The following is a 25015-nucleotide window of genomic DNA, read 5'->3' on the forward strand; positions in this document are numbered from 1 at the left end:
CTGTTCTTGATGTGGTTCATACCTGTCAACTTCAGAAACTCTTTGGAATGATACTGACCGCCACCATCGGAATGAAAAATGACACCTGTGATCTTGTGGTTGAAAGATTTACGGAATCGAATCGCCATCTTGAGAGCGGGAATTGAAGTTTGTTCCGCACAAAGTTCTTTGCTAGCCGTAAAACCAATTATGGTTCTTGCATATATGTCTATGATGAAAGTTAAGTAACACCATCGACCAGCTAACTCAAAATAGGTGATATGCTAACCCAAACAAGGTTCGGTCTCGAAATCTTGAGTCCGATGATAAGGTTTGGAAATCTCGTAACACCCAAACTATTTGTAGTCCTTCTATAATTCTTAGAAACGATTACTTGGAAACCGCGCTCAAAGCAGAATGCCTCAAAACGGTCTCTACCTATCGTTTTAGGACGTATCATTCGATAAATTTTTCTGGCGGACATTTTAGGATGATCGTCGCGAATTTCTCGAATCATCGGTAATAGGTAACCAAGTTCCTCCTGCATACACAAATAATGTTTCAGTCTTTGATGAAAGGACTGCTTACTAATATTCAGGACCGTATACAACAAAGACATTTTTATTTTCAATCGGGATCGTTCTTCCCAATACCATAGGAGCGTTTGGAACCAAATTTTTTTTTAATATCTACAGAGTATTCCTTTTCCGCAAACTCGATCATCTTCTCTTGAAAGTCGATCTTCATTTGCTTCTGTCCTATAACACTTTCCAATTCTTTGATTTTGCTTTTCAGCCCTTCTAACTTCGTTGAGACACTTTCTTCTTCGATGACCGTTCTCACTCCTTTTTTTCTATTCTTTGAATACGAATAGATCCACTTGTAAATCGAATTTCTCGTTACCGAATATTCTCTACTTACTTCGGCAATCGTCGTCACTTTGGTTTCTATATCCATCACGATTTGGCGTTTCAATGGTTCACTGAATCTTCGTAACTGGCGGATCGATATTTCTCGCAGATGGTTTAACTTTTGTTTTTTGTTCATTTTCCTTTTTTTCAGGCAAAAAAAAAGGTCAACGTATTTCAGGCAAAGACAGAGTTAAAATTTTTCTGACTTTATCCATAACGGCACGGAGTTTACCGTTCGTTTAAAAACGTAGGAGTTCCCACATTTTTGTGAAACTAAAGTCTCATTCTCCTATGGGTCGCTCTGCGGGTTTTGGACTTCAGGTAGTATAACGGGAACGTTAGAGGGCCTCAATGAAAGGCCCCCTTCGACAAGGTGCGAAATTATTCGGAACGGACCTCGATTTTTTTCGTGAGAGGTTTTCTTTTGGGAAGAGTGAGATTCAAAACCCCGTTCTTATAAACCGCAGAGATACGATCCTCTTCTATGGACTCGACGAGCGTGAACGCTCTTTTGTATTCGCCGGTGCGGAACTCGGAATATCTGAGTTCTCCGGAAATATCCTTCCCCGAAGTTTTACCGGAGATAGTCAGTTGGTCCTTTTCTAATTTTACTTGAACGTCCTTTTCTTCCACGCCTGGAAGATCCGCAAAAAGAAAGATGTTTTCCTCGTCGGAGTAGACGTCCACTCTTGGAGCGAGAATTCTTACTCTTTCCTTTTTTGTTTCCTGAGAAGTATGATTTTCCCGGACGGAATGATTTTCTTGATTCAGAACAGCGCTTGTCATGTTTTTTCTCCTAAAAGTATATTAGTTAGTTTGAATTTGGATTTTACGCGGTTTTACACTTTCCCGAATGGGGAGCGTAAGAACCAAAACTCCGTTTTTAAATTCCGCTACGGTTTTATCAGGGTCCACTTCCGTGGGGAGTTCCAAAGCCCTGTGGAATTTTCCATGGAATCTTTCCACACGATTGGTTCCTTGGCTCGTCTTAGGAACGTTTGTCGGCGTTTCCCCGCTCAGATGCAGTTGGTTTCCGCTTACTGTGATTTCCAGGTTTTCGGATTCGATTCCCGGAATCAGAGCCGTGATCGTTACCGCGTCGGTTCCTTTATGGATGTTTAAGGCCGGATACGCGCTTCCACCATTGAGCAAAAACGGGTCCCAAAGGCTGGAGAACTGATTCTGGAGTTTATGAAGATCTTCAAAGATTCTAAATTCATTCATGGTTCTTAATTCCTCTTTTAGCAATCTAAAAGTTAGAGTGCCAAAATGTTAAAAAAGTTCCAGCATTTTTTTAAAAAATTAGCAATCTTTTTTTATGAGTGCCAGTATTGGCTGACTTAGTCCTATTCCCTGGTTCCAAAACGAACGGCCGATTGTGTTGCAATTCAACGTTTGAGTATTAGGAGTTGGCGGTTTTCGAAAGGTTTTTTTACGGGAAAGACCGGCCCGGCGCCGTTGAGTCCAATGTTCTTATACCCAATCCGAGTTCAATAGAAAGGTCGTTATCTATTTATATTTTACAATAAATAGGTCAGAGTTGCCTTGGGCAGGAACTCCGTTGATTTCGCGGTCGGTGCTTCCGGACCCGTATAAATTTCCATTTCGATCGGATCCGATTCCGTTTCCGGTTATCGTCGCACCGGGAGTTCCAATCTGCCGCAACCATTGACTTTGTCCGGACGAATCGTGTTTTGTGAGAAAGGCATCGTTTCTTCCTAGGGAATCGGCGCTCCCATCCGGAATATTCCCATTGGTACGGCCCGTTGTAAAAACGTTCCCTTCCGTATCGCTTACGATTGTTTCGATTACCGTCTGTTTACCCGCGCCGCGGATCGGACCAACCTGCCGAACCCATTGCAGAACTCCGAGCGAATTGTATTTTACTAAGGTTCCAAGCCAGCTCGTTCCGTCGGCTCCCGATCCGTAATCCGCCTTGCTGGTGCCTCCCGCAAAAACGTTTCCGGACGAATCTACAGTTATGGAACTGCCTTCTGTCGTTCTGAGTGCGGAACCGAGTTGAGCGAAAAATTGTCGATTCCCGTTGTTTGCGTCGTATCTAAGAATAAAAAGATCGGAGTTGGCGTTACCGCCCAAACCGGGAAACGTATCGGTCGCAAAGTTTGCGGTTCCCGTACCGACCATATAAACGTTACCCGTGATCCTGTCAAAAGCTACTCCTCTCGGAAAACTTTGAGCATTTCGGATCGCAAGTTGACTAACCCATCTTTGATTTCCGTCGGTATCAAACTTAATGATAAATCCGTTGGGTCCGGTCTCAGGGCCTCCGAACGCGCCGGTCGAATTTCCGACAATATAAGAATTTCCGAATGTATCCACGGCGATCCCTTTGGGGACAATGGAATATCCGCCTCCTACGATTCTGACTCCGGGTAGCCCTATCTGTCTGGTCCAGACTCGAGCTCCGTCTGCGGAGTTAAATTTGATTAAGAACAGATCCTCCGCCCCGACAAGAGGGTTCGCAAAATCACCGTTTGTATGACCGGTTACATACGCGTTTCCGTTCGGATCGACCGCGACTCCTTCTACTTGCAATCCTACCCCTGCCGTTCCGACTTGCTGCGTCCAGATTGTATTTTTTTGAGAATTGTATTTTCCAAGAATGAGATCCCTGGTGCCGATCGGTCCCGGTCCGTAAACGCCGCCGTTTGTATCCCCGGCGACATAGATGGAAGCGTTTTGATCCACCGCAAAACCTTTATTCGTAGTCATTGTGTTAGGTGTCCCGGCTAACAGAGTCCATTCTAATTCCAAAGAGTTTGGATTTTCATCGCTCGGAACGTTTTCGGGTAAGACGGTATCGATCGTTTCGAGTTTTTCCCGAAATAAAAATTGAATCCAATTTCCGTTTGTATTCGGAGGCGGCACGTTGAGTAACTTAGCCGGATTACAAGTCTGAAACAATAGACAAATAAGAATGAAAAAGTAATTCATGATATGAGTTTCCCTGATCATTTCCGACTAAAACTAACGCGGATTTTTAGGATAGAAATTTCCGTGGAAGTAGGGCGTTTCGCCCTATCCGAAAGGATAAGATGGATGTAAGAGTGCTTACATTTTAGGATGAAGGGTGATCGGGAGTTATTATCTTGGAGCTACATTTGCAATTGCAGGCTCCAAGATTTTTGAAATTGGGATTAAACTTTCGGTGAAAGGATTACCTTTTTTTCGTCTTTTTCTTGGAAGTTTTCTTTTTAGAAGTCTTCTTCTTTGCGGCTTTCTTAGGCGCTTTTTTCTTCGCTACTTTCTTTTTGGCGGCCTCCTTCGCGGTCTTTTTCTTTTTCGGAGTCGCTTTCTTCTTTGCAGATTTCTTTTTAGCGGACTTTTTCTTTGCGGCTTTCTTCGCTGCGGATTTTTTCGGCGCGACGACGACGGGTTGAACGACTACTTTTTCTTGGTCGCTCAAACGAAAGAATGATTTTTCAAAATCTTGTTCCTGAAAAGAAACGAGCGCGCGTAGGATCAGATTGTCGACGTCGGTTTCTTCGTTGTCGGATTCGATGCGCTCGTAAGAAAGATGGGCGAGCCCGCAGCGCAGATAATTCGTTAGCTTGTCTTGAGAGGCTCCTTGACGAGCCAGTCCGAGCAACCAATCTCTGAGAATCTTTTCTCCGAGTTCGAAATTTACCTTGGACTCGGCGAATTTTCCCGTTTTACGAATCTCTTCGTTAAGCTTTTGGTGGACTAGGGAATAATCTTTTTCGAAAGCCCTATCGAGAATGCCCTCTTCGATAAGCCTTGTGTCCAATTTTTGGACAATAACAGAGTCGGCCATATTATTAGAATCTCCTGAAATTATGTGACAGAAATTGGATATAGTTTGTTGGAAGAAGTCTTTCTGCAAGAAAAAACTAAAAAAACCGGATCCAGGTTTCAGTTGGCTTTAACACTGAGTGGAACCTTGTAGACAGGATCCGCAAGGTCGGATTTTAAATTTGGCGCATTTTTATAAAGAACGAAGTCTCGTATACGAATTGCTTGAGTTTCGTAAAACACCGATTTGGTGTGAAACCGGTTCTTGCAAAAATGAAGTTCGATTTTGAGGCGAACCTGCGGAAACCTTGTAAGGTCAATTTTCATTTTGAGTTTCTCCTACTCGTAGCTATATAATAAGTACCTAATATTTTGCATTGAAGCAGTGTTTTGCGATAAAAATTAACGGTACTCAATTTTATAACTATGAGTAACAAAGGTTTCCGTACAAACTTTTTCTTGCGGAAAAAGTTACATAGCTAATAGTTTTCGGTTGTTTTTAACGAAACGACCACTCCCACAATTTATCTTCGTTTTTGGCAATTGAATCGGTATTTTATTTTGTAGCCGATAGTAAAACTTTCAAGATCCAACGCTTTCTTCATTCGCACAGGAAAGAAAATTTTTTTATCACAACTTCTAAAGGGATTTGGGACAAGCCTTGGAAAGAAAATTTTGCCCAAATGGGAAACGAGGTTTTGAGGCGTATTCTAAGTTTTGGTACGAATTCATGATTCCGATGAGAAAAACTTTAACCCATTTCCTTTAAAGTCGAAAGCCGCTCCTCCCGCTTCGTTTTTTTTAAAGAAATTCCCTCGGATTTGTTTAGAAAGCCGAATGGACTCAAAGTCCGATGTCTGTTCAATCGTTGAACAAATTTTATTGACAGGATATCTTTACGATTTTTTTATGAATCCAGATTTTCCAATCCTGGGACTGACCCGGCGAAGCTACGCCAAGAACTTTGGTTCAATTCCGTTTTTCTTTGAATTTTCCTTCTTTTTTGGGTTCTTTGGGCTATGGATCATAATTTTGCCCGATGCTCTTGATTTGGAACCCTCTAGTGACTAAATATTACCTTCCCGCAAATACTCGGATCTCAAGATAAATCTGTCGGAATTACGACAATCCTCCGTGAAAAGTCGGCCGCGCAACGCTCCCTTAGGAAGAAGCGTTGTGTTGAGTTTCTTCAACGCGGATCCGTAGAGAGTGTTGCACCTGAGTTTCCCCCTTGATTTTGGGTGGGCAACTCAATGAATTGCTTCTTGAACTCAATTTCACTCCCTACGGGTCGCGAAAGGTTGAACTCAATTTCACTCCCTACGGGTCGCGAAATAGGAGGTGGGAAGACTCGGGAGATTTTCTCTATCATAAAATCATACTTTTTGCAAGTAAAAAGCTCCATTCTTGTCGGAACACTTGCATTTTATTGTGTAAAGTCCTAACTTTTGATTTCCATCTATTGACTCTGACATTTATCTATTAACCCCTAACTCATGGACGACGCACTAAGACATAAACTTCTGAGAATATTGGAAGAAAACCCCGAAGTCAATCAGAGAGAAATCTCCGAGATTTTAGGGATTAGTTTAGGCAAGGTGAACTATTGTTTGAAGGCTTTGATGGACAAGGGCTGGATCAAGGCGAAGAACTTTAAAAACAGTAAGAACAAACTCGCGTATGCGTATTTTTTGACTCCGATGGGAATCGAAGAGAAGGCTCTCATTACGGTTCGTTATCTAAAGATCAAAATGCAGGAATACGAACAAATCCGGAAAGAGATCGAAGAGTTACAAAAGGAAGTCGGGCAAGATAAGTAAGGCGATGGAAAAGCACGCTAAGATTTATATCGCCGGTCATAAAGGTCTCGTAGGTTCGGCGATCGAACGCGTTTTGCGAAAAGAAGGTTACGGGAATATCATCGGAAGATCTCATTCCGAATTGGATCTTACGAAACAAACGGACGTAAACGAATTCTTCCATATTGAAAAACCGGAATATGTTTTTCTCGCCGCTGCCAAAGTCGGCGGAATTTACGCGAACAATACCTATCCGGCGGAATTCATTTTTTCTAATCTTCAAATTCAAAATAATATCATAGACGCTTGTTATCGATTTGAAACGAAGAAACTCGTTTTCTTGGGTTCTTCCTGTATTTATCCTAAGTTTGCGCAACAACCCATGGACGAAGGTCAGTTGTTGGACGGAAAACTGGAGCCGACTAACGAACCTTATGCGGTCGCAAAGATTGCAGGAATTGTAATGTGTCAGAGTTACAATCGCCAGTACGGCACCAACTTCATTTCGGTGATGCCTACGAATCTTTACGGTCCCGGAGATAACTATCATCCGGAAAATTCCCACGTTCTTCCGGCCTTGATTCGTCGTTTTCACGAAGCCAAAATGAAAAATCTTCCCGAGGTGGTCGTCTGGGGCACCGGTAAACCCTTAAGAGAATTCTTATATTCCGACGATATGGCTCGTGCCTGCGTCTTCTTAATGAAGAACTACGACGTTGTCGGAGATCCGAAAGGCGGTGAACACGTCAACGTAGGTAGCGGGATCGAGGTAAGCATTCGTGAGTTGGCTGAGACAGTGAAGGAAGTCGTCGGATATCAAGGTCTGTTGACTTTTGATCTTACGAAACCGGACGGAACTCCTCGCAAACTTTTGGACGTTTCTAAACTTCACAAGATGGGTTGGAGACATCAGGTGGAGTTGAGGGACGGAATCCGGTTGGCTTATAAGGATTTTCTAGAAAATCGTATTGCAAAGAATTAGGTAGATCTTTGATTTTAATAATAGGTTCGGGAATCGTTGGAAGTTGGGTTGCGTATCAACTTTCCAAACATACTAATTCGGACATTTATTTATGTGATTCCTCTGAAAATCGAGGAGACGGTATCAGCGGAAGAAATTCCGGCGTTTTGCATTCCGGCATTTATTATTCGGAAGGTTCTGAAAAGTTAAAACACTGTCTAAGGGGTTATGAATTATCTTTAGAATTCTTTAATCAATTTAAAGTTCCTTATAGTATTTGCGGAAAAATCATTACTATTGGCGCAAAGGAAGATTCTTTAATTGAATTGAAGAAAAGGGAAAAATTAGAAGAACTTTATAATAAATCCGTTAAGTATGAAATTCAGGGTACCAGCTTTGTAAAAAATCTTTCTTCCGAATATCCCTCTCTTTTAGGAGAGAACGCGATTCATCTCGGGAAAACCGGAGTCGTTGATGTTTCCCTTTATCTAAAAGCGTTATGGAGGGAGTGTGAAAATTCGGGAGTTACTTTTATCAAAGGAAAAAATTTTGTCTTTCAGGAAGGGAATCCGTCCCTTTGTGACATGCGCTCAGGCGCTTTAGAAAGAGTCGAAGCGGATTGTATTGTCAATGCCGGAGGACTTTACTCGGACGAGTTGATTCAACAACTGGGGGAATCGAAATACGAGATTCGTCCTAACAAAGGCGAATACTATCGATTGAAAAAAGAACTTCCGTTTAAAAAGCTGGTTTATCCTCTTCCTTCCTACTCGAGTACTGCATTAGGAGTTCATTATACGTTTCATCTAAACGGAGAGTCTTATGCAGGCCCCAATTCCAATTGGGCGAGTTCCAAATCGGATTATACGTTTCAAACCTCCAGGGACGTATTTTTTAATTCCTTAAAGAATATTACGAATTATTATACAGAAGAAGATTTGACTCAAGGTTATGTGGGACTTAGGCCTAGATTGTTTTTTGACAATAATCCCGTTACCGATTTCGTCATAAGAAAATATCCTGAAAACAAACCGTGGATTCATTTGCTCGGAATTGAAAGTCCTGGGCTTACTTCTTCTCCATCTATAGGAGAAGAAGTTTCTCGTTTGGTTAAATCTTTGATTTGATTAAAATTCTGCTGAGTCGTTTTACTATGGAAAGGAGAATTAAAAATGTTAGACCACTATAACGCTTACATTACCCGCCTTCAATCCGTACTCGTTCCGGAACGAGCCCCGGAGATTGAACATCTTGCACTTTCTTTAAAGGATGCTTGGGAAAAGAAAAAGTGGGTTTTTATCTGCGGAAACGGGGGGAGTGCAGGGAACGCGATTCATCTAGCAAACGATTTTAATTATGGTATTGATAAAAAAAACGGACTTGGCCTCAGGATCGAAGCCTTACCCGCAAATGCCGCGGTAATTACTTGTCTTGCGAACGATGAAGGATATGACTCCATTTATTCTCAGCAGTTGGAAGTAAAAGCAAATTCGGGCGACGTATTGATCGTGCTTTCTGGAAGCGGAAATTCTCCTAACGTCGTAAAGGCCCTCGAAGTTGGAAATCGTATTGGCATGAAAACTTATGCAATTTTAGGATTCTCCGGCGGTAAATGTAAAGAGTTGGCAAAATATCCGATTCACTTTCCGATCAACGATATGCAGATATCGGAAGATCTACAAGTGATCGTTGGTCACATGTGTATGCAATGGTTGTGTGAGGCTAAAAATCATAAATGAAAGCTTTAGTTACCGGCGGCGCCGGATTTATAGGCAGTCACCTTGTTGACGTTTTATTAGAAAATCAGTTTGAAGTTACCGTACTGGACAATTTCAGCACGGGCCGGGCTTTAAATTTGGATCACGTAAAAAAGAATATTAATTTAGTTGAATGTGATTTGTCCGTTCAAGGAGATTGGATCAAAAAATTTCAATCCGTCGATTACGTATTTCATATTGCTGCGTTAGCCGATATTGTTCCGAGTATTCAGAATCCGGAAGGTTATTTTCAATCGAATGTGACGGCTACTTTGAACGTTTTACAAGCGAGTAGGCATCAGAATGTAAAACGATTTGTTTATGCGGCTTCTTCTTCTTGTTACGGAATTCCAGACGTGTATCCAACTCCGGAAACCTCTCCGATTCTCCCGCAATATCCTTACGCCCTTACGAAAAGAATGGGTGAGGAGCTGGTGATGCACTGGGCTCAGGTTTATAAATTTCCCGCTCTATCATTACGATTTTTTAATGTTTATGGGCCAAGATCGAGAACTTCCGGAACGTATGGAGCCGTATTTGGAGTATTTCTCGCTCAAAAGCTGGCAGGAAAACCATACACGGTTGTCGGCGATGGAAAACAAACCCGAGATTTCACCTATGTAAGAGATGTCGCCGAAGCTATATATGCGGCCGCTAAAAGCGACAAAACCGGGGAAATCTATAACGTCGGTAGCGGTGCAACCATCTCCGTCAATCGGATTGTGGAACTCTTGAAAGGGGAAGTCATATACATTCCGAAACGTCCGGGGGAACCGGACAGCACCTTTGCGGATATCACAAAGATCAAAAAAGATCTCGGTTGGTCTCCTAAGATTTCCATTGAAATCGGAATCGGAGAATTGTTAAAGAACATAGATTATTGGAAAGAGGCTCCCGTGTGGACGCCCGATAAAATTGCGACCGCAACTTCCGATTGGTTCAAGTATCTTGGCGGATCCAATTCTTAAAAACGAAATCAACGCCTTGGTCCTGGCGGCGGGACTTGGTACCAGACTCAAACCTCTAACGGATGTCTGGCCAAAATGTCTTATGCCGATCGGAGGTAAGCCCCTTCTTGAAATTTGGTTGGGACAGATTTCTAAATTAGGAATTTCTAAAGTATTAGTCAACCTTCATTATCTAAGCGATGTGGTCGTTTCCTTTTTAAAAAGACCCAAGTATAAGGATTGGGTAGAATCCGTTTATGAATCAGAGTTATTGGGAACTGCCGGAACTCTACGGAAGAATTATAACTTCTTTAAAAATAGAATCACACTTCTGATTCACGGAGACAATCTTTGTCTGTGCGATATGGGGGCATTCGTTAATTTTCATCTTTTCGAAAGACATCCTTCCGCTTTGATTACGATGATGGTGTTTCGAACCGATTCTCCTAAGACCTGTGGGATCGTAGAATTGGACGAGAATGGAGTCGTTCAAAAATTTCATGAAAAAATAGAGAATCCGCCCGGAAATCTCGCGAACGCGGCCATCTACTTGATCGAACCCGAAGTGCTCGATTGGATTGAAGAAAGAGAATCCATCAGCGACTTTAGCAATCAGGTTCTACCTGAGTTTCTCGGAAAAATTGCCACCTGGGAAAACAAAGACGTTATGCGAGACATTGGAAATGTAGATTCTTTAGCAAAAGCACAAAAAGAAGTGTCATTTCAGGTCGAGTCCGATTTGGACGAATGGCAAGTTGAATTTTTAAAAAATCCGATTCATCAATTGATTCATTCAATCTTATGATCCCGAATTCACATAAAATTATTTCGATAGCGGATGCATCTGCGCTGAACGGAACTCAGTCCGAGGATTCGATCATACTTTGTTACGGGCATTTTAACGTAATTCATCCGGGGCATATTCGATTTTTACAATATGCTCGAAGTCTCGGAAAAAAATTGAAAGTAGCCGTTCTCGGAGATCAAAGTATTCCCGAACCTCAAAGAAATAAATACTTCCATCAGATGGAGAGAGCGGAAGGTGTTGCTTCCTTACACTTCGTGGATTTGGTTTATGTTTTGGATAAAATTTCTCTGGAAGATTTATCGATTCGGATTCGACCTTCGGTCTTGGTTTTAGGAAAAGAATTTGAGAATTCCGATCGACAAGACATCAAAGAGGCCGTTTCTGCGATCGAAAGATATAACGGGAAGGTAATATTTCATGCAGGCGAGGTTCACTACGCGAGCGCAGATTTGCTCCACGGTAGTCAGCAAGACCTTGAATCTGAAAGGAAACATTTGTTTCTTCAAGCTTGCAAACGACAAGGAATCGAACTTTCAAAACTTTTGAATCAGATCGGTAAATTTTCAAATTCTAAAATTCTCGTAATAGGTGATACAATCGTAGATCAATATGTTGCTTGTGATGCGATTGGAATGAGCGCAGAGGCTCCCGTTCTTGTAGTCCGAGAATTGGAAACGAAGGAATTCGTAGGCGGTGCAGGGGTAGTAGCGGCTCACGTGAAAGCCTTGGGAACGGACTGTACATTTTTGTCGGTAGTAGGCGAAGATGAAAATGCGAATTTAGTCAAAAAGAACCTGGAAGAGCAGGGAATTGACGTTCAACTGATCGGAGATAGTAGTCGCCCAACTACTTTCAAAATTCGTTATATGGTGGAGAATCAGAAACTCTTTCGAGTCAGTCGTCTGAAAGAACATTCTCTCTCAAAAATGATAGAAGATCAATTCATCGAGAAACTCAGAAAGATTGCAAAAGACTATGACGGGATTCTTATTTGTGATTTTGTATACGGAGTTGTCACTCCGAGAATTCTTTCGGAGATTCGATCGATAGCAAAAGAAAACGACATTCGACTCTTTGGAGATTTGCAATGCAGCAGTCAGGTTGGTAACGTTGCGAAGTTCGAAGACTTTGATTTATTATGCCCGACAGAACGTGAAGCAAGAATTGCGCTCAGTAATCATGAAGACGGAGTGGAATGGATTGCCAACACTCTTTTGGAAAAAACTCGATCTAAGAATTTATTAGTCAAATTAGGCGCTGACGGATTTATCGCGTACTCGAACGATATTCCTGGCGGTTTTAATAAGAAGGAACATTTTCCCGCCTTGGTTTCCAATCCCGTCGATGTTGCCGGTGCCGGAGATTCCTTATTGGCGGCCATTGCTACGAGTATGTGTTCCGGCGCTACTTTGATGGAAGCGTCTATCATCGGAGCTTGTATGGCGGCATTGGCGGTACAAACGGTCGGAAATATACCGGTCTCTCATCAAAAACTAGAAAATTACATTAGAAATTTGGAGTAAAGAATGTCTCAGGATATTAAGAATATCTATATTACCGGAGGAGCGGGATATGTCGGAGCGATGCTCGTTCCTCGTCTTTTAGAAGAAGGATACAAGGTTTCTGTTCTGGATCTTATGATCTATGGAGAAGGCGTACTCAAAGACCATCCTAATCTAACTAAGATTAAAGGGGACATCAGGGATCAGGATATATTGAACAAAACGATTCCAGGTCACGACTCCGTAATTCATCTCGCTTGTATTTCAAACGATCCTAGTTTTGAATTGAATCCTAATTTAGGAAAATCCATTAACTTGGATGCGTTCAGACCTCTCGTAGAGATCTCCAAAAAAAATGGAGTGAAACGATTCATTTATGCTTCTTCTTCTTCCGTTTATGGAATCAAAGAAGAGCCGAACGTAACTGAAGATTTCATTTTAGAACCTCTTACCGATTATTCAAAATTCAAAGCCGATTGCGAGAAAATATTAAACGAATACTTGAGCGAAGACTTCACGACTGTTACGATTCGCCCGGCTACGGTTTGCGGATATTCTCCTAGACAAAGACTGGACGTCGTAGTAAATATTTTAACCAATCTCGCGTATCATAAACGTGAGATCAGCGTTTTCGGGGGAGGCCAACTTCGCCCGAATATCCATATCGACGATATGGTGGATGCTTATTTGGTTCTTTTGCGCGCCCCCAAGGAAAAAATCGCAGGTGAGGTTTTTAACGCGGGGTATCTTAATTTTACAGTTTCCGAAATCGCAAATATGGTAAAAGAAGTGATCGGAGAAGATGTAAAGTTAGTTACTACACCGACGAATGACAACAGATCCTATCATATCTCTTCCGATAAAATATTCAATAAACTGGGATTTAGGGCGAATCGTTCCATTAAATTGGCGGCAGAAGATTTAAAGAAAGCGTTTGATTCAGGGCTTCTTCCAAACTCTTTGACCGATGAAAAATATTTCAATATAAAGCGTATGCAGTCCGTAAGTTTGAGATGACTCTAAGAATCGGATTGGATTTCGATAATACTCTTGCTTGTTATGATAAGGTTTTTGCATCCGCTACGAAGGTGCAAAAGCTCATAGCAGAAGACTGGACGGGTTCCAAAAAAGAACTAAGGGATTATATTCGAACTTTAGACGACGGAGAACTGATCTGGCAAAAAATTCAAGGAAAAGTTTACGGTAAGTTTATGAATCGGGCCACCCTTTTTCCCGGTGTGGCCGAATTCTTATGGAAATGTAAATTCAATGGGACGGAAGTTTTTATAGTAAGCCATAAGACTTCTTACGGCCATTTCGATGAGGAAAAAATAAACCTGAGGACTGCCGCCTTGGATTGGATGGCTGAAAAAAGATTCTTTGATTCCGAAGAATTTCATATTCCCTCCGAGAATGTTTTTTTCGCCGAGACAAGGGCTGAAAAAGTAAAAAAGATAAACGAACTCGAACTCTCTTTTTTTATAGACGATCTGATTGAAGTATTTGAAGAGAAGAATTTTTCTTCGAATACGCAGAAGATTTTGTTCGGAAATTCGGGCTTTACTGATCATACGATTGAAAGGTTGATCAGTTTTAAAAGTTGGAAAAAAATTTCAGATTTTATTTTTCCCGAATTTGTGTCGGAAGACATATTTTTCATTTTAAACAAAAAATGGAAAGATTTAAAATTCTCTAATATACAGACGATAAAGGCAAATGGCAACAGTAGGGTTTACAAAACGGACTCGAGTGAGAAATCTTATATCCTAAAGATTTATCCCGACTTGCAGTTGGATCCGAGAGAGAGACTGAAAACGGAATACGACAGCTGTTTTCGGTTATTTGAACATAAACTCTTGGTTCCCGAACCCGTTCGAAAAGACGAAGACTTGAACTGGGGATTGTATGGTTGGATCGAAGGGGATGAAATCAAGGAATATAATGAAAATTTAATTCTTCAACTTCTACGATTTGTTTCTAAATTAAAAGAAATGCAGCCTCGCTTCTCGAAAGAAGATTTTGGTTTAGCTTCGGAAGCCTGCGTTTCGGGTATTGAATTAGAGTCTCAAATCAAAAGGCGCTTGGAAGCTCTACAATTCTTAAACAATTTTGAATTGAATCGATTTTTGTCGAACGATCTGATTCCCGCGTTTGAGGGTTTTTTAGATAAGGCAAAGTCGTTTTATAAAGAAGATTACTTTAAAGAATTGGAAGATCAATTTAGGGTCCTAAGTCCTTCCGATTTTGGATTTCATAATTCCAAGCTGGACCAAGACGGAAACTTATACGTTTACGATTTGGAATATTTCGGTTGGGACGATCCGGTGAAATTGATTTCGGATTTTCTCTGGCATCCCGGTATGAATTTGACTGAAAAACAAAAAGAGCTTTGGTTGAATGAGTTGATAAAAATTTTCGATCAACAAGATAAGGGAATCGAAAAAAGATTTTCTTTGTATCATCCTCTTTACGGTATTAGGTGGTGTTTGATTCTTCTAAACGAATTCCTTAAAATAAAATTAGAAAATAGAATTAACGCGAATCCGGAAAGAAAAGAACAGCTTTCTTCTATACAAAGTGTTCAATTAGAAAAATCTAAAGTATTATTAGATAAAATTAAATCGATCGCGTAAAGGAAAATATTCATGGAACCAGTTTCGAAACGTTTGAGAAAGCTTGTAGTGGAAGCATTGGAGGGAGGAGGCCGCGGTCATTTGGGTTCCTCCATGTCCATGATCGAAATTTTACACGTCTTGTATGACGGTTATTTAAATATTTCCAAAGATAACTATTCTTCTCCAGATAGAGACAGATCTATTTTGAGCAAGGGACACGGCTGCCTTGCGTTGTATGCGGTGCTCGCCGATAAAGGTTTTATTCCAACGGAGGAATTAAAAACTTTTTGTAAGTCGGATTCTCGTTTAGGAGGCCATCCGGAACGAGGAAAAATTCCGGGAGTGGAGGCATCAACTGGCGCTCTTGGTCATGGACTTCCGATCGGAGTAGGAATGGCAGTTGCCGGAAAGATCAGAAAGAAAAACTACAAAGTCGTAGTTCTAACCGGAGACGGCGAAATCAATGAAGGTTCTGTTTGGGAAGCCGCGATGTCCGCGGCGAAACATAAACTTTCCAATTTAACCGTGATGGTTGACTATAATAAACTTCAGTCTTACGGTTTGACCAAAGAAGTTTTAGATTTAGAGCCTCTGGTTGATAAATGGAAAAGTTTCGGATTTGAAACCGTGGAAATCGACGGCCATAATATAGAGGAAATTAAAGCCGTCTTAAATAGACTTCCGTTTCATTCGGATAAACCTTCTGCAATCATTTGCCATACGATCAAAGGCAAGGGATTTCCTTTTGCAGAAGGGAACGCCCATTGGCACCATAAATCAAAACTTTCTAAAGAAGAAATCGAAGCAATGTATGCTTGCTTGCAATAATAGGTAACAAAATGCGCAATACTAGTTTAAAAATTGTCAATCAATTAGCGGAAAAAGACGATAGAGTCGTTTTCATCGGATCGGATCTTGGTCCCGGCGTGCTGGAAGAAATGAAACAAAATCTTCCGGATCGTTTCTTTATGGAAGGAGTCAGCGAGCAACATATCATCGGAATGGCTGCTGGAATGGCGATGGAAGGATATATTCCTTATATCAATACCATTGCTACCTTTCTTACGAGAAGATGTTATGAACAAGTCGCTTTGGATTTGTGTTTGCACAATCTTCCGGTTCGATTGATTGCGAGCGGTGGAGGAGTCGTCTATGCTCCTCTCGGTCCCACACATTTAGCGGTGGAAGATATCGCGATTCTTCGCGCCTTACCAAATATGACGATCATTGCTCCCTGTGACGCGGAAGAAATGAAAAGATTGATGCCTCTGACGGTGGATTGGCCTCATCCAATTTATATCCGACTCGCAAAAGGTGGAGATAAGATAGTAAGCAAACCGGAGCTCGGTTTTGAGATTGGAAAAGCGATTATTTTGAAAGAAGGCAAAGACGGCATGTTTGTCACTACGGGAGTTATGACTCAGCTCGCTTTAGAAGCCGTCCAACAATTAGAATCGGAAGGAGCAAGTTGTGGCATAATTCATATGCATACGATAAAACCTCTGGACGGAGAAATTCTAAAAAAATGGATTCCGAAAGTTTCCGGCATAGTTACTGTAGAAGAACACACTCGAATTGGTGGCCTCGGCAGCGCCATACTTGAATTTTGCAACGAAGAGATTCCGAACGAATCCGGAAAAATTAGAAGGATCGGATTACCGGATCGCTTTGCTGATAAATACGGAAGTCAAGAATCCTTACTGAATCATTTTGGGATCACTAAAGAATTTTTAGTGAATACAATGAAAGAAGTCATTCAGGCGAAAAAGTAGAAATCGCATTGTCGCTGATTTTTATCGGAATCATTTGAGACTTCTGTGAACATTATAAAAATTACATAATGTTTGTCTAAGTAGCTTATCTAAAAGATCAAAAGACGAGAAGAATATGTATTTATCTGAATATGAAAAAAAAACGACAGATGAGTATATTCAGAATGGGTATACCATTCAAAAAGCCGCCGATATAAATTCCTTAAATTGGATCCGAGAAAGTATCGCAAATATTGTTAGGGAGATTCTGGGACTTACAAAAGAGGAACCTTCTGATATTCTTTTAAACCAAGTTCATAAAAAAGTCTCGGTAACTGAATTGAATTCTTTTCGTTTGAAAGTGATTCAGTCTATGAATTCTCTAAAAGATTTTAGATATCATTATTATAAAGTAGCTAAACCGTATCTGGAAACGTTAGTCGGAAATGAATTGTCCATGCAGTTAAGAGTGAATCTGAGCATTCAATTTCCCAATGATGATAGTTCTCTTCTTCCGGTTCATTCGGATACGTGGTCAGGAGATTCTCCATATGAAATCGTAGTCTGGTTGCCGATTGTGGATTGTTATAAAACAAAATCTATGTATTTGCTTCCGCCTACGTCGTCCAAAAAGTTAATTTCTGATTTTAAGAATCAGTCCGGAGTGAGCAGCGAAGATTTATTTCAATCGATTTCTAAAGAGGTTCAGTGGCTGGAAATCAAATACGGGGAAGTTCTCTTATTTGATCAGGGTTATCCGCATGGAAACCGCGTGAACGAAGAATCCGATACGAGATGGTCTATGAACTGTAGATTTAAATCCGTATTTACTCCTTATGGAGATAAAAAACTCGGGGAATTTTTCGAGCCGATCACCTTGAGAGCGGCTTCGAAAATAGGAATGGAATATCAGTTTCCAAAAGTGAAATGAAGGGTGTAAGAGGTTATATCTTTAGTAGATCCTTTCTCGGTGAAAGGGTGCCACAACACGTTCAGAATATCGTAATCAGAGACTACTGTCAGAGAAACGGTCTCCATTATTTACTCAGCGCGACTGAATACGCGATGGAAGACTGTCATTTAATTTTACAACAAGTCTTGGATGAATTGGCCAATCTAGATGGAATGATTTTATACAGCTTATTCCAACTCCCGATGGATTCCGAAATTAGAAATCGTTTTTACGATCGGATCCTTTCCTCTCAAAAAAACTGTTATTTCGCTGTGGAAGGTCTACAACTAAACAACAGAGAAGATGCGGAACGAATTGAGAATCTATGGAAAATCAAGCTGATCTTACCTTATTGTTTACATTATTAGAATATGGACAACTCGATCGGTCATGCCGTTAAGGCTTTAATATATAGAAATGACGGTCGTATTTTATTACAACAACGTGATTTTACTCCGGGAATTATTTTTCAAGGCTATTGGACTTTTTTTGGCGGACAGGTAGAATCCGGTGAAAATTTAAAAGACGCGTTAACGCGCGAGTTGCAAGAGGAACTCGGATGTGTTCCGGGCAACATTGGAGAGGAATTATTTCAATGGGAATGGAAGGGAGAATCTCCAACCTGCAATCATTGTTTGCCGGTATTTCTAGAAGTAAAGGAAGACGTTCTCGTTCTAAATGAAGGTTTGGCTATGAAATGGTTTCGATGGGAAGAGTTACATGAAAGACTTCCATTAGTGCCGGGTATCGCCGAAAATCTTGATAAAATTAAAGAATTTTTAGATAAAACTTTTTCTGGCAGAAGATAGGGAATGGGAAAATTAAAGAACATAGTTACGCCGCTTCATAAAGCGACTCAGAGAGATTATCTAGCTCGTATGCAGGATAATAAAGTCGAATGTATGATCAAAGCAAAGGAATACGGTTTTGATTATTGGGACGGAGATCGTCGATTCGGATACGGTGGATACAAATACATTCCGGGAAGATGGAAGCCGGTTGCGGAAGCGCTCATTCGAGATTACGGTTTAAAATTCGGATCTAAGGTTTTGGATATCGGCTGTGGGAAAGGCTATTTGCTTTATGAAATGTTGCTGATCGAACCCGGCTTAAAGATTGTCGGATTTGATTCTTCCGTTTATGGGCTTGAAAACGCGAAAGAGGAAATCAAACCTTATTTGTTTCAATATAAAGCACAAGATCCATATCCCTTCGGTAATAAGGAATTCGATTTAGTCATATCGCTTACCACGTTTCATAATTTGAAATTATTCGAGTTGAAGTCCGCTTTAAAAGAAATGGAAAGAGTCGGAAAGAATGGATATCTCATGCTCGAAAGTTACCGAAATGAAAAAGAATTTTTTAATTTGGAATGTTGGGCTTTAACGGCAGAATCGCTCTTGGAAGTTTCGGAATGGATTTGGTTGTATAATGAATTTGGTTATAGCGGCGATTACGAATTTATCTACTTCGAGTAAACATAGGATTCATGAACCAGTTTTTACAAAATCTTTTTAGAATTCCGACTCACAAAGAGTATCGACCGGATATCGACGGATTGCGTGCAATCGCAATATTGTTGGTATACCGTTCCGTATAGGTTTAAAGGTGGCTTTGTAGGCGTTGATATATTCTTCGTCATATCGGGATATCTAATTTCGAATATCATTTTTAAGAGTCTCGAATCGGATACTTTTAGTTTTAAGGATTTTTATTTAAAAAGAATCAAAAGAATTTTTCCGGCTCTGATCGTTTTATTCGCTTTTATAATGATTTACGGTTATTTCTATCTTTTGGCAAACGATCTAAAAACATTAAGTAAACACATCATAGCTGGCTTATTGTTTTTATCGAATATAGTTTATTGGTCGGAAGCGGGATACTTCAATTCAGGAATTAAGTATCTATTACATCTATGGTCTTTGGGTATCGAAGAACAGTTTTATATCTTATGGCCTGTCATTTTATTTGTTATCTATAAGTATAAAAAAAACTATATAACGATCCTTGTTACTCTCTGGATTTTTTCCTTTTTGACGAATCTCTTCTTGACGGGAAAGGATTTGACATCCGCATTTTTTCTTCCTCAAGGAAGATTTTGGGAGCTGATGATGGGGAGTATTCTTGCTTATGTTACGGTCTTCAAGAAGGAGCATTTAAATCATAAGTTTAGCAACTTAATGAATCACCTAAATTCTTTCTTTGGTCTGGTCTTGATCGGTTTGGCTTTCTATTGGATCAATCAGGACCAGTCTTTTCCGGGATGGTGGGCTTTGTTGCCTACGATAGGGGCTTTTTTGTTAATTTCAGCCGGAAAACAGGCTCTCGTTAATAAATATCTATTGAGTAATCCTTTATTCGTAATCACTGGTTTAATCAGTTACCCTTTGTATTTGTGGCATTGGCCGCTGTTAACGATCGCAGGCTTGATGGATTATGAAAATTCAAATGAGGCAAAATTGATCCGCATTTCTGCGGTTTTAGTTAGCTTTGTATTCTCTTTTATAACATATAGATGGATTGAAATTCCAATCCGAAACGTAAAACTAAAAGAAAAAAACGTCTTAATCGCTCGATCTTTGATCTTGCTGATGACCTTGTTTTTATCCGTATCAATTTTTATATATAGTAAGAACGGATTTATTGATAGTTATCCTAAGATTGTATTTGAGTTGGATAAATATAAGGATTATGAGACGAAAGAAATCTTTAGATCGGGTACATGTTTGCTTCAGGACCAGGATAAGAATTCTTTTTCAAAGGATTGTTTGGATCCAGAAGAGCAAGATTCTCCGATTCTTTTTGTATGGGGCGACTCCTATGCGGCTCAGCTGATTCACGGATTTAAGATTCTAAAAGCTGAAAAGAAATTTAGAATCGCACAGTATTCAAGTGCAGCTTGTCCTCCGATCTTCGAATTCGAGGCGAGCAGGCATCCGCTTTGCGGATCAACGAATCAGTATATCGGGAAGGAATTAATTCCGAAATTAAATCCTTCTTTGATAGTTCTTTCGGCTTATTGGCCGGCATATTTTTTTCCGCGAGAAGTTACCTTTGCTAAGGACTTAAGCCGATTTAAAGAATCCATAATTACTTTGAAACGAAACGACACGACACCGCGAATCTTGTTTTGATCGGACCGTTGCCGGAATGGGAAGGCGGATTGCCTAATGTTCTAATCAAAAGAATCGTATTTGATAAGAAGACGGATATTCCGGAACGGATGATTCCCCAGAAATTCGACAAAATAGTGGAATTGGATGAGGAATTCAGACGGTTATCTAGAGAATTAGATATTGTTTATATTTCTCCAATAGGTTATCTTTGCAATTCGGAAGGTTGTATTACTCGTATTGGTGATAAGGCGGATAGTTTGGTCGCGTTTGATCATGGGCATCTGACTCAAATTGGCACTGAATTTTTTATCAGACAGATTTTCCCTGAATTGGGTGCTTATATTTCTAAACCTATTAAGTAAGTTAATTCAATTTTATAATTTATCTTTAGTGAAAATAGAAATATTCAACAAAGTCTGCTCAATAGAATGGCTCCTTAGCGAATCTATGTCGGTAAAACAAAATAACAAATGATATTAACGATGAGGTGCTTAAATGCAGTGTCGACTTTGTAATAGTAAAGATTTAATCTCTCTTATAGATTTTGGGAATCAGCCAATTGTTCACAATTTGATTCGAGATCAAAAAAAGGGGTATAATCTTTATCCATTTCATTTGATGCATTGTTCACGTTGCGGCTTTGTTCAAATTGAAAAACCGATCGATCCAAATATACTGTATGAAAACTATTTCACAGTTAGTGGTTGGAAAAGCCAGCCGCATGTTCCTAGGCTGGTGGAAGTTATGAGTTCGATTTTTAATTTAAAGGAATCGGATAAAATTCTCGAACTCGGTTGCAACGACGGTAGCTTTTTAGACTATTTAAAGGAAAAAGGTTATTTAAATCTTACGGGCATAGAACCCACCTTGGATTCTTCCAAGATTGCTAAAGAAAAGGGGCATAAAGTATTTCATAAATTCTGGACTCACGAATATGCGAAAGATTTTACATCGGCAGAAGGCAAGTTCGATATAGTAGTCACTCGTCAAGTGTTAGAACATATTTCCGATTTAGAAGACTTTATGCAGGCGATTCATTTTTCATTAAAAGACGATGGAGGGTTCATCATTGAAATACCTGACAGCGAATGGAATCTCAATTATCTTGATTATGCTCTTTGGGAAGAGCATGTAAATTATTTCACCATTGAGTCTTTGAGAAATTTACTGGCGCTGAACGGATTTCAAATTATTCATAGCGAGACTACTTTATTTTCAGGAAAAGCAATGCTTGTGTTTTGTGAAAAAACGAACGTCGGAACGCCAAAGCTAAAAAACAACTATTTAGAAAAAACAACAAATTATGGTAAAGCGTTTCCCAAGTTTAAGTTAGCCTTAGAGAAATATTTGGATTCATATCGAGATATTATAATATACGGTTGCGGGTCGAGATCCTGTAATTTCGTAAATTTTCTCGGAATAAAAGATAGAATTAAAGTATTTATTGATGATCAAAAGGAAAAACAAAATACAATTGTTCCCGGATGTGAAATAAAGGTGCAAAATTCCGAGAATCTTACATCGTTTTCCAAACATGTGCTTTTGGGCGTAAACAGTGAAAGTGAGTTTAAGGTTCTTAGAAAGAAAGGTTTAGATAAAAGTTCATTAACGTTCCATTCTATCTTGCCTCCTAGTAAATTATTACCGGAATTTTGGAAGCGGATGATTTATGATTGACTACAATCAACAAACGAAAGTTTCCGAAGAAGTATTTCACTCTATACATCGACTTTTGGGAATCCAAAAAAAAGACATTGATAACTTAATCGAGATAGCAAAAGGAACAAAACGTCGGAGAGCAAGAATTTGTTCTCATTTGAATAGTAACGAGTTTCTACAGGAGATGTTCATCGTTCATCCTAAAGGCGCGTATGTAAGGCCTCATAAGCATATAGACAAGCCGGAATCCATGATGATCTTAGAAGGCGAAGTGGATTTCATAACGTTCGACGAAAATGGTAACGTGGAAAATAGAATGAGCATGGGAGCATATCATACCGGCAAAATTTTCTATGATAGTATGCGCTCTTCCGCCTATCATACTTTGATGATTCGATCCGAATGGTTGGTTTTTTTAGAGATTACGAAAGGGCCGTTTAGAAAAGAAGATACGATTTTAGCGCCTTGGAGTCCGGATGATCACGATACGGAAAGTGTCCGAGAATTTATGAATAAGATAGATCAGAGATTGAAGAATGAATAATTTTTACTTAAGAAAAGATTGTAGACTTTGTAAATCCGTAGATTTGGTCAAGGTTTTGCCGTTGGCTCCTACCGCACTATGTGATGCCTATTTGAAAGAGAAGAAAAATCAAGAAGTCTATTTGCTTGATCTTTTTCAGTGTAAAAATTGCGGTTTTTTGCAAATCGAATGTGTGGTTGATCCGGAAATTATATATAGGGATTATATCTATGTGACAACCAGTTCTTCCGGATTGAGCAATCATTTTGGAAATTATGCGAAAGACGTTTGGGAAAAACTGAATTTAGGTGCGGGAAATTTTGTCGTAGATATCGGAAGTAACGACGGCACTCTGTTGAGTCACTTTAAGGCGAGAAATGCAAAAGTGCTTGGAGTGGAACCTTCTATAAAAACCGCGGAAGACGCAACGAAACGTGGAATCGAAACCCTGCCCGAATTCTTCGATCTAAATCTTGCAAGAAAGATAAAAGAAAAGGCCGGATCCGCAGATTTGATTACCATTAATAATTTGTATGCGAATATCGATGATCTACATTCATTCACCGAAGGTTTGGAATATCTTTTATCGCCGAACGGCGTAGTTGTGATCGAATCTTCCTATCTAGGGGACATGGTGGACAATATGGTTTTTGATTTCATTTATCATGAACACTTGTCTTATTTTTCGATATTACCTCTAATAAAATTTTTCGATTCGTTTGGTCTTAGGTTGATTCACCTGCAGCACGTAGATACGAAAGGGGGATCGTTTCGATATTATTGGGCGCGTAAAAATTCGATTCACTCGGTTTCCGAAGAAGTTTCTAAATTTATAGAGATCGAAAAGGAAAAGAACATGACTGAGTCGTATTTTAAAGAATACGCAGATAGGATCGACAAGGTTAAAGCCGAATTGATACAAGAACTCGAAAAATCAAAGGGAAAAAAGAAGATCATCGGATATGGCGCGTCTGCCACTTCGACTACTCTAATCTATCATTTTGAATTGGATAAATATTTGGATTATCTGGTGGATGACAATCCCGGAAAGATTGATACTTATAGCCCTGGTCTGCACATTCCTGTAAAACATCCGGAGGCTATCAATTCCGAGGAAGATGCAGTTTTAGTCGTCTTGGCTTGGCGTTACTTTGATTTGATTCAATCTAAATTAAAAAATCATAAACTAACTTTGATATGCCCGCTTCCAGAGTTGAAAAAACAAAGTTCAAAATAATGAGTAATTTGTCTTTAGTCATCGGTGGTTCGAAGGGGATCGGTTTAGAAATCGCTAGATTATTTGTTAAACGCGGAGACGATACTTATGTTTTGTCTCGCAATAAAGGCGCCTGGGAAGGTAAGCACATTGAAGCAGATTTATCTAACGAGGAGAGTCTGAATCAAGTAATTCGTTTCATTCAGGAAAAACAAATTCAGTTTAAATACATAGTATTTTCTCAAAAGAATAGATCGAACCCCTCGGATTTAGATTGCGAATTGATGATTCAGCTAAAATCAGTTAAGATTCTTGTGGAAGGAATTATTCCGTTGATGAAAGGGGGGAGTTTCGTTTTTATAGGTTCGCCTGCCGGTAGATTTATTGTAAAAGAGCAGCCGCTTGCATATCATATAAGTAAGGCGGCTTTAGAGCAATTAGCAAAATATTATGCCGTAAATTTTGGAAAATTAGGCGTAACATTTAATTGTATTATGCCCGGCACGATTCTAAAGGAATCGAATAAGGAATTTTATCAGACTAATGAAGAAGTGACTAATTTATTAAAACAAATTACCCCACTTCAAATATTAGGAGAGACATCTGACGTTGTAAATGCCGTTGATTTTTTTTCTAGTGAAAAGTCGCGTTATATTACAGGACAATCAATCTATATAGATGGGGGACGATTTTTGGAAGGGCAAGAGTCTTTGGCGCGAAGATTGACTTCTTTAAATCAATAATT

At 39.9% G+C, this 25015-nt stretch carries 27 protein-coding genes; 21 read left to right on the plus strand and 6 right to left on the minus strand.

Annotated features, from left to right (window positions below; all coding sequences use genetic code 11):
* From LEP1GSC194_RS23240 to LEP1GSC194_RS16735, 6 genes are all read right to left on the minus strand, one after another.
* Window positions 1-260, minus strand: a 260-nt coding sequence (locus LEP1GSC194_RS23240) for a DDE-type integrase/transposase/recombinase (protein WP_332306703.1), incomplete at its 3' end; no start/stop codon positions are given.
* Between the two features lie 346 nt (window positions 261-606).
* A complete protein-coding gene (locus tag LEP1GSC194_RS16715) occupies window positions 607-954 on the minus strand; it encodes a transposase (RefSeq protein WP_232424466.1) in 348 nt (115 codons plus the stop codon).
* A 317-nt stretch (window positions 955-1271) separates the two neighbouring features.
* On the minus strand, window positions 1272-1676 hold the full coding sequence (locus LEP1GSC194_RS16720; protein ID WP_017808642.1) for an Hsp20/alpha crystallin family protein: 405 nt from the start codon (window positions 1674-1676) through the stop codon (window positions 1272-1274).
* Window positions 1677-1697: 21 nt separating this feature from the next.
* Window positions 1698-2114 (minus strand): Hsp20/alpha crystallin family protein, encoded by a 417-nt coding sequence (locus LEP1GSC194_RS16725; RefSeq protein WP_020774689.1) that lies wholly within the window; start codon window positions 2112-2114, stop codon window positions 1698-1700.
* Between the two features lie 285 nt (window positions 2115-2399).
* Complete coding sequence (locus tag LEP1GSC194_RS16730) at window positions 2400-3845, minus strand: SBBP repeat beta-propeller lipoprotein, LipL53 family (protein WP_020774726.1); 1446 nt, start codon at window positions 3843-3845, stop codon at window positions 2400-2402.
* 223 nt (window positions 3846-4068) lie between these two features.
* A complete protein-coding gene (locus LEP1GSC194_RS16735) occupies window positions 4069-4686 on the minus strand; it encodes a hypothetical protein (RefSeq protein ID WP_020774716.1) in 618 nt (205 codons plus the stop codon).
* A 1474-nt stretch (window positions 4687-6160) separates the two neighbouring features.
* Between LEP1GSC194_RS16735 and LEP1GSC194_RS16760 the strand changes: the two genes are divergently transcribed.
* The 21 genes from LEP1GSC194_RS16760 (at window position 6161) to LEP1GSC194_RS16855 (ending at window position 25013) form a co-directional block, all read left to right on the plus strand.
* On the plus strand, window positions 6161-6484 hold the full coding sequence (locus LEP1GSC194_RS16760) for a MarR family EPS-associated transcriptional regulator (protein WP_020774736.1): 324 nt from the start codon (window positions 6161-6163) through the stop codon (window positions 6482-6484).
* Between the two features lie 4 nt (window positions 6485-6488).
* Entirely contained in the window at window positions 6489-7445 is a 957-nt protein-coding gene (gene fcl, locus LEP1GSC194_RS16765; RefSeq protein ID WP_020774692.1) for a GDP-L-fucose synthase, read from the plus strand.
* An 8-nt stretch (window positions 7446-7453) separates the two neighbouring features.
* Window positions 7454-8551, plus strand: coding sequence for an NAD(P)/FAD-dependent oxidoreductase (locus tag LEP1GSC194_RS16770; RefSeq protein WP_020774721.1), 1098 nt, complete (start codon window positions 7454-7456; stop codon window positions 8549-8551).
* Window positions 8552-8596: 45 nt separating this feature from the next.
* A complete protein-coding gene (locus LEP1GSC194_RS16775; protein WP_020774732.1) occupies window positions 8597-9163 on the plus strand; it encodes an SIS domain-containing protein in 567 nt (188 codons plus the stop codon).
* Window positions 9160-10149, plus strand: a complete 990-nt coding sequence (locus LEP1GSC194_RS16780) for an SDR family oxidoreductase (RefSeq protein WP_020774697.1) — start codon at window positions 9160-9162, stop codon at window positions 10147-10149. The genes LEP1GSC194_RS16775 and LEP1GSC194_RS16780 overlap by 4 nt, the downstream gene beginning before the upstream one ends.
* Window positions 10130-10933, plus strand: coding sequence for a nucleotidyltransferase family protein (locus LEP1GSC194_RS16785; RefSeq protein ID WP_021064582.1), 804 nt, complete (start codon window positions 10130-10132; stop codon window positions 10931-10933). The genes LEP1GSC194_RS16780 and LEP1GSC194_RS16785 overlap by 20 nt, the downstream gene beginning before the upstream one ends.
* Window positions 10930-12459 carry a PfkB family carbohydrate kinase gene (locus LEP1GSC194_RS16790; protein WP_020774708.1) on the plus strand — a complete coding sequence of 510 codons (1530 nt, stop codon included), beginning with the start codon at window positions 10930-10932 and terminating at the stop codon, window positions 12457-12459. The genes LEP1GSC194_RS16785 and LEP1GSC194_RS16790 overlap by 4 nt, the downstream gene beginning before the upstream one ends.
* 3 nt (window positions 12460-12462) lie before the next feature.
* Complete coding sequence (locus tag LEP1GSC194_RS16795; protein ID WP_020774722.1) at window positions 12463-13455, plus strand: NAD-dependent epimerase/dehydratase family protein; 993 nt, start codon at window positions 12463-12465, stop codon at window positions 13453-13455.
* A complete protein-coding gene (locus LEP1GSC194_RS16800; RefSeq protein ID WP_020774731.1) occupies window positions 13452-15071 on the plus strand; it encodes a phosphotransferase in 1620 nt (539 codons plus the stop codon). Before LEP1GSC194_RS16795 ends, LEP1GSC194_RS16800 begins: the two co-directional genes overlap by 4 nt.
* Window positions 15072-15083: 12 nt before the next feature.
* The gene (locus LEP1GSC194_RS16805) at window positions 15084-15881 is read left to right on the plus strand and encodes a transketolase (protein ID WP_020774718.1); all 798 of its coding nucleotides are present in this window, start codon (window positions 15084-15086) and stop codon (window positions 15879-15881) included.
* Window positions 15882-15892: 11 nt separating this feature from the next.
* Window positions 15893-16825: a transketolase family protein gene (locus LEP1GSC194_RS16810; protein ID WP_020774733.1), complete on the plus strand. Its 933-nt coding sequence runs from the start codon at window positions 15893-15895 to the stop codon at window positions 16823-16825.
* A gap of 115 nt (window positions 16826-16940) precedes the next feature.
* Window positions 16941-17735, plus strand: coding sequence for a sporadic carbohydrate cluster 2OG-Fe(II) oxygenase (locus tag LEP1GSC194_RS16815; protein WP_020774710.1), 795 nt, complete (start codon window positions 16941-16943; stop codon window positions 17733-17735).
* On the plus strand, window positions 17732-18124 hold the full coding sequence (locus LEP1GSC194_RS16820) for an LIC12192 family sporadic carbohydrate cluster protein (protein ID WP_017808121.1): 393 nt from the start codon (window positions 17732-17734) through the stop codon (window positions 18122-18124). The genes LEP1GSC194_RS16815 and LEP1GSC194_RS16820 overlap by 4 nt, the downstream gene beginning before the upstream one ends.
* A 3-nt stretch (window positions 18125-18127) precedes the next feature.
* Window positions 18128-18565 (plus strand): NUDIX hydrolase, encoded by a 438-nt coding sequence (locus tag LEP1GSC194_RS16825; protein WP_020774728.1) that lies wholly within the window; start codon window positions 18128-18130, stop codon window positions 18563-18565.
* Between the two features lie 3 nt (window positions 18566-18568).
* Window positions 18569-19234: a class I SAM-dependent methyltransferase gene (locus LEP1GSC194_RS16830; protein ID WP_021064592.1), complete on the plus strand. Its 666-nt coding sequence runs from the start codon at window positions 18569-18571 to the stop codon at window positions 19232-19234.
* Window positions 19235-19318: 84 nt separating this feature from the next.
* Window positions 19319-20890: an acyltransferase family protein gene (locus tag LEP1GSC194_RS16835; protein ID WP_020774696.1), complete on the plus strand. Its 1572-nt coding sequence runs from the start codon at window positions 19319-19321 to the stop codon at window positions 20888-20890.
* The gene (locus LEP1GSC194_RS23375; RefSeq protein WP_017808261.1) at window positions 20887-21234 is read left to right on the plus strand and encodes a hypothetical protein; all 348 of its coding nucleotides are present in this window, start codon (window positions 20887-20889) and stop codon (window positions 21232-21234) included. Before LEP1GSC194_RS16835 ends, LEP1GSC194_RS23375 begins: the two co-directional genes overlap by 4 nt.
* 133 nt (window positions 21235-21367) lie before the next feature.
* A complete protein-coding gene (locus LEP1GSC194_RS16840) occupies window positions 21368-22549 on the plus strand; it encodes a class I SAM-dependent methyltransferase (RefSeq protein WP_021064579.1) in 1182 nt (393 codons plus the stop codon).
* Window positions 22542-23075: a WbuC family cupin fold metalloprotein gene (locus tag LEP1GSC194_RS16845; RefSeq protein WP_020774739.1), complete on the plus strand. Its 534-nt coding sequence runs from the start codon at window positions 22542-22544 to the stop codon at window positions 23073-23075. Before LEP1GSC194_RS16840 ends, LEP1GSC194_RS16845 begins: the two co-directional genes overlap by 8 nt.
* Window positions 23068-24291 carry a class I SAM-dependent methyltransferase gene (locus LEP1GSC194_RS16850; protein WP_021064577.1) on the plus strand — a complete coding sequence of 408 codons (1224 nt, stop codon included), beginning with the start codon at window positions 23068-23070 and terminating at the stop codon, window positions 24289-24291. Before LEP1GSC194_RS16845 ends, LEP1GSC194_RS16850 begins: the two co-directional genes overlap by 8 nt.
* Window positions 24288-25013, plus strand: a complete 726-nt coding sequence (locus LEP1GSC194_RS16855; protein ID WP_036043526.1) for an SDR family NAD(P)-dependent oxidoreductase — start codon at window positions 24288-24290, stop codon at window positions 25011-25013. Before LEP1GSC194_RS16850 ends, LEP1GSC194_RS16855 begins: the two co-directional genes overlap by 4 nt.
* Window positions 25014-25015: the final 2 nt, after the last annotated feature.

Origin of the sequence: Leptospira alstonii serovar Sichuan str. 79601, assembly GCF_000347175.1 — a bacterium.
In the GTDB taxonomy this organism is placed as follows: Bacteria; Spirochaetota; Leptospiria; order Leptospirales; family Leptospiraceae; genus Leptospira; species Leptospira alstonii.

Excerpts from the sequence above, each read along its gene's own strand:
- LEP1GSC194_RS16720 (WP_017808642.1), bottom strand. The coding sequence starts at position 1,676 with ATGACAAGCGCTGTTCTGAATCAAGAAAATCATTCCGTCCGGGAAAAT.
- LEP1GSC194_RS16725 (WP_020774689.1), bottom strand. The coding sequence starts at position 2,114 with ATGAATGAATTTAGAATCTTTGAAGATCTTCATAAACTCCAGAATCAG.
- LEP1GSC194_RS16730 (WP_020774726.1), bottom strand. The coding sequence starts at position 3,845 with ATGAATTACTTTTTCATTCTTATTTGTCTATTGTTTCAGACTTGTAAT.
- LEP1GSC194_RS16735 (WP_020774716.1), bottom strand. The coding sequence starts at position 4,686 with ATGGCCGACTCTGTTATTGTCCAAAAATTGGACACAAGGCTTATCGAA.
- LEP1GSC194_RS16760 (WP_020774736.1), top strand. The coding sequence starts at position 6,161 with ATGGACGACGCACTAAGACATAAACTTCTGAGAATATTGGAAGAAAAC.
- fcl (WP_020774692.1), top strand. The coding sequence starts at position 6,489 with ATGGAAAAGCACGCTAAGATTTATATCGCCGGTCATAAAGGTCTCGTA.
- LEP1GSC194_RS16775 (WP_020774732.1), top strand. The coding sequence starts at position 8,597 with ATGTTAGACCACTATAACGCTTACATTACCCGCCTTCAATCCGTACTC.
- LEP1GSC194_RS16780 (WP_020774697.1), top strand. The coding sequence starts at position 9,160 with ATGAAAGCTTTAGTTACCGGCGGCGCCGGATTTATAGGCAGTCACCTT.
- LEP1GSC194_RS16790 (WP_020774708.1), top strand. The coding sequence starts at position 10,930 with ATGATCCCGAATTCACATAAAATTATTTCGATAGCGGATGCATCTGCG.
- LEP1GSC194_RS16795 (WP_020774722.1), top strand. The coding sequence starts at position 12,463 with ATGTCTCAGGATATTAAGAATATCTATATTACCGGAGGAGCGGGATAT.
- LEP1GSC194_RS16800 (WP_020774731.1), top strand. The coding sequence starts at position 13,452 with ATGACTCTAAGAATCGGATTGGATTTCGATAATACTCTTGCTTGTTAT.
- LEP1GSC194_RS16805 (WP_020774718.1), top strand. The coding sequence starts at position 15,084 with ATGGAACCAGTTTCGAAACGTTTGAGAAAGCTTGTAGTGGAAGCATTG.
- LEP1GSC194_RS16810 (WP_020774733.1), top strand. The coding sequence starts at position 15,893 with ATGCGCAATACTAGTTTAAAAATTGTCAATCAATTAGCGGAAAAAGAC.
- LEP1GSC194_RS16815 (WP_020774710.1), top strand. The coding sequence starts at position 16,941 with ATGTATTTATCTGAATATGAAAAAAAAACGACAGATGAGTATATTCAG.
- LEP1GSC194_RS16820 (WP_017808121.1), top strand. The coding sequence starts at position 17,732 with ATGAAGGGTGTAAGAGGTTATATCTTTAGTAGATCCTTTCTCGGTGAA.
- LEP1GSC194_RS16825 (WP_020774728.1), top strand. The coding sequence starts at position 18,128 with ATGGACAACTCGATCGGTCATGCCGTTAAGGCTTTAATATATAGAAAT.
- LEP1GSC194_RS16830 (WP_021064592.1), top strand. The coding sequence starts at position 18,569 with ATGGGAAAATTAAAGAACATAGTTACGCCGCTTCATAAAGCGACTCAG.
- LEP1GSC194_RS16840 (WP_021064579.1), top strand. The coding sequence starts at position 21,368 with ATGCAGTGTCGACTTTGTAATAGTAAAGATTTAATCTCTCTTATAGAT.
- LEP1GSC194_RS16845 (WP_020774739.1), top strand. The coding sequence starts at position 22,542 with ATGATTGACTACAATCAACAAACGAAAGTTTCCGAAGAAGTATTTCAC.
- LEP1GSC194_RS16850 (WP_021064577.1), top strand. The coding sequence starts at position 23,068 with ATGAATAATTTTTACTTAAGAAAAGATTGTAGACTTTGTAAATCCGTA.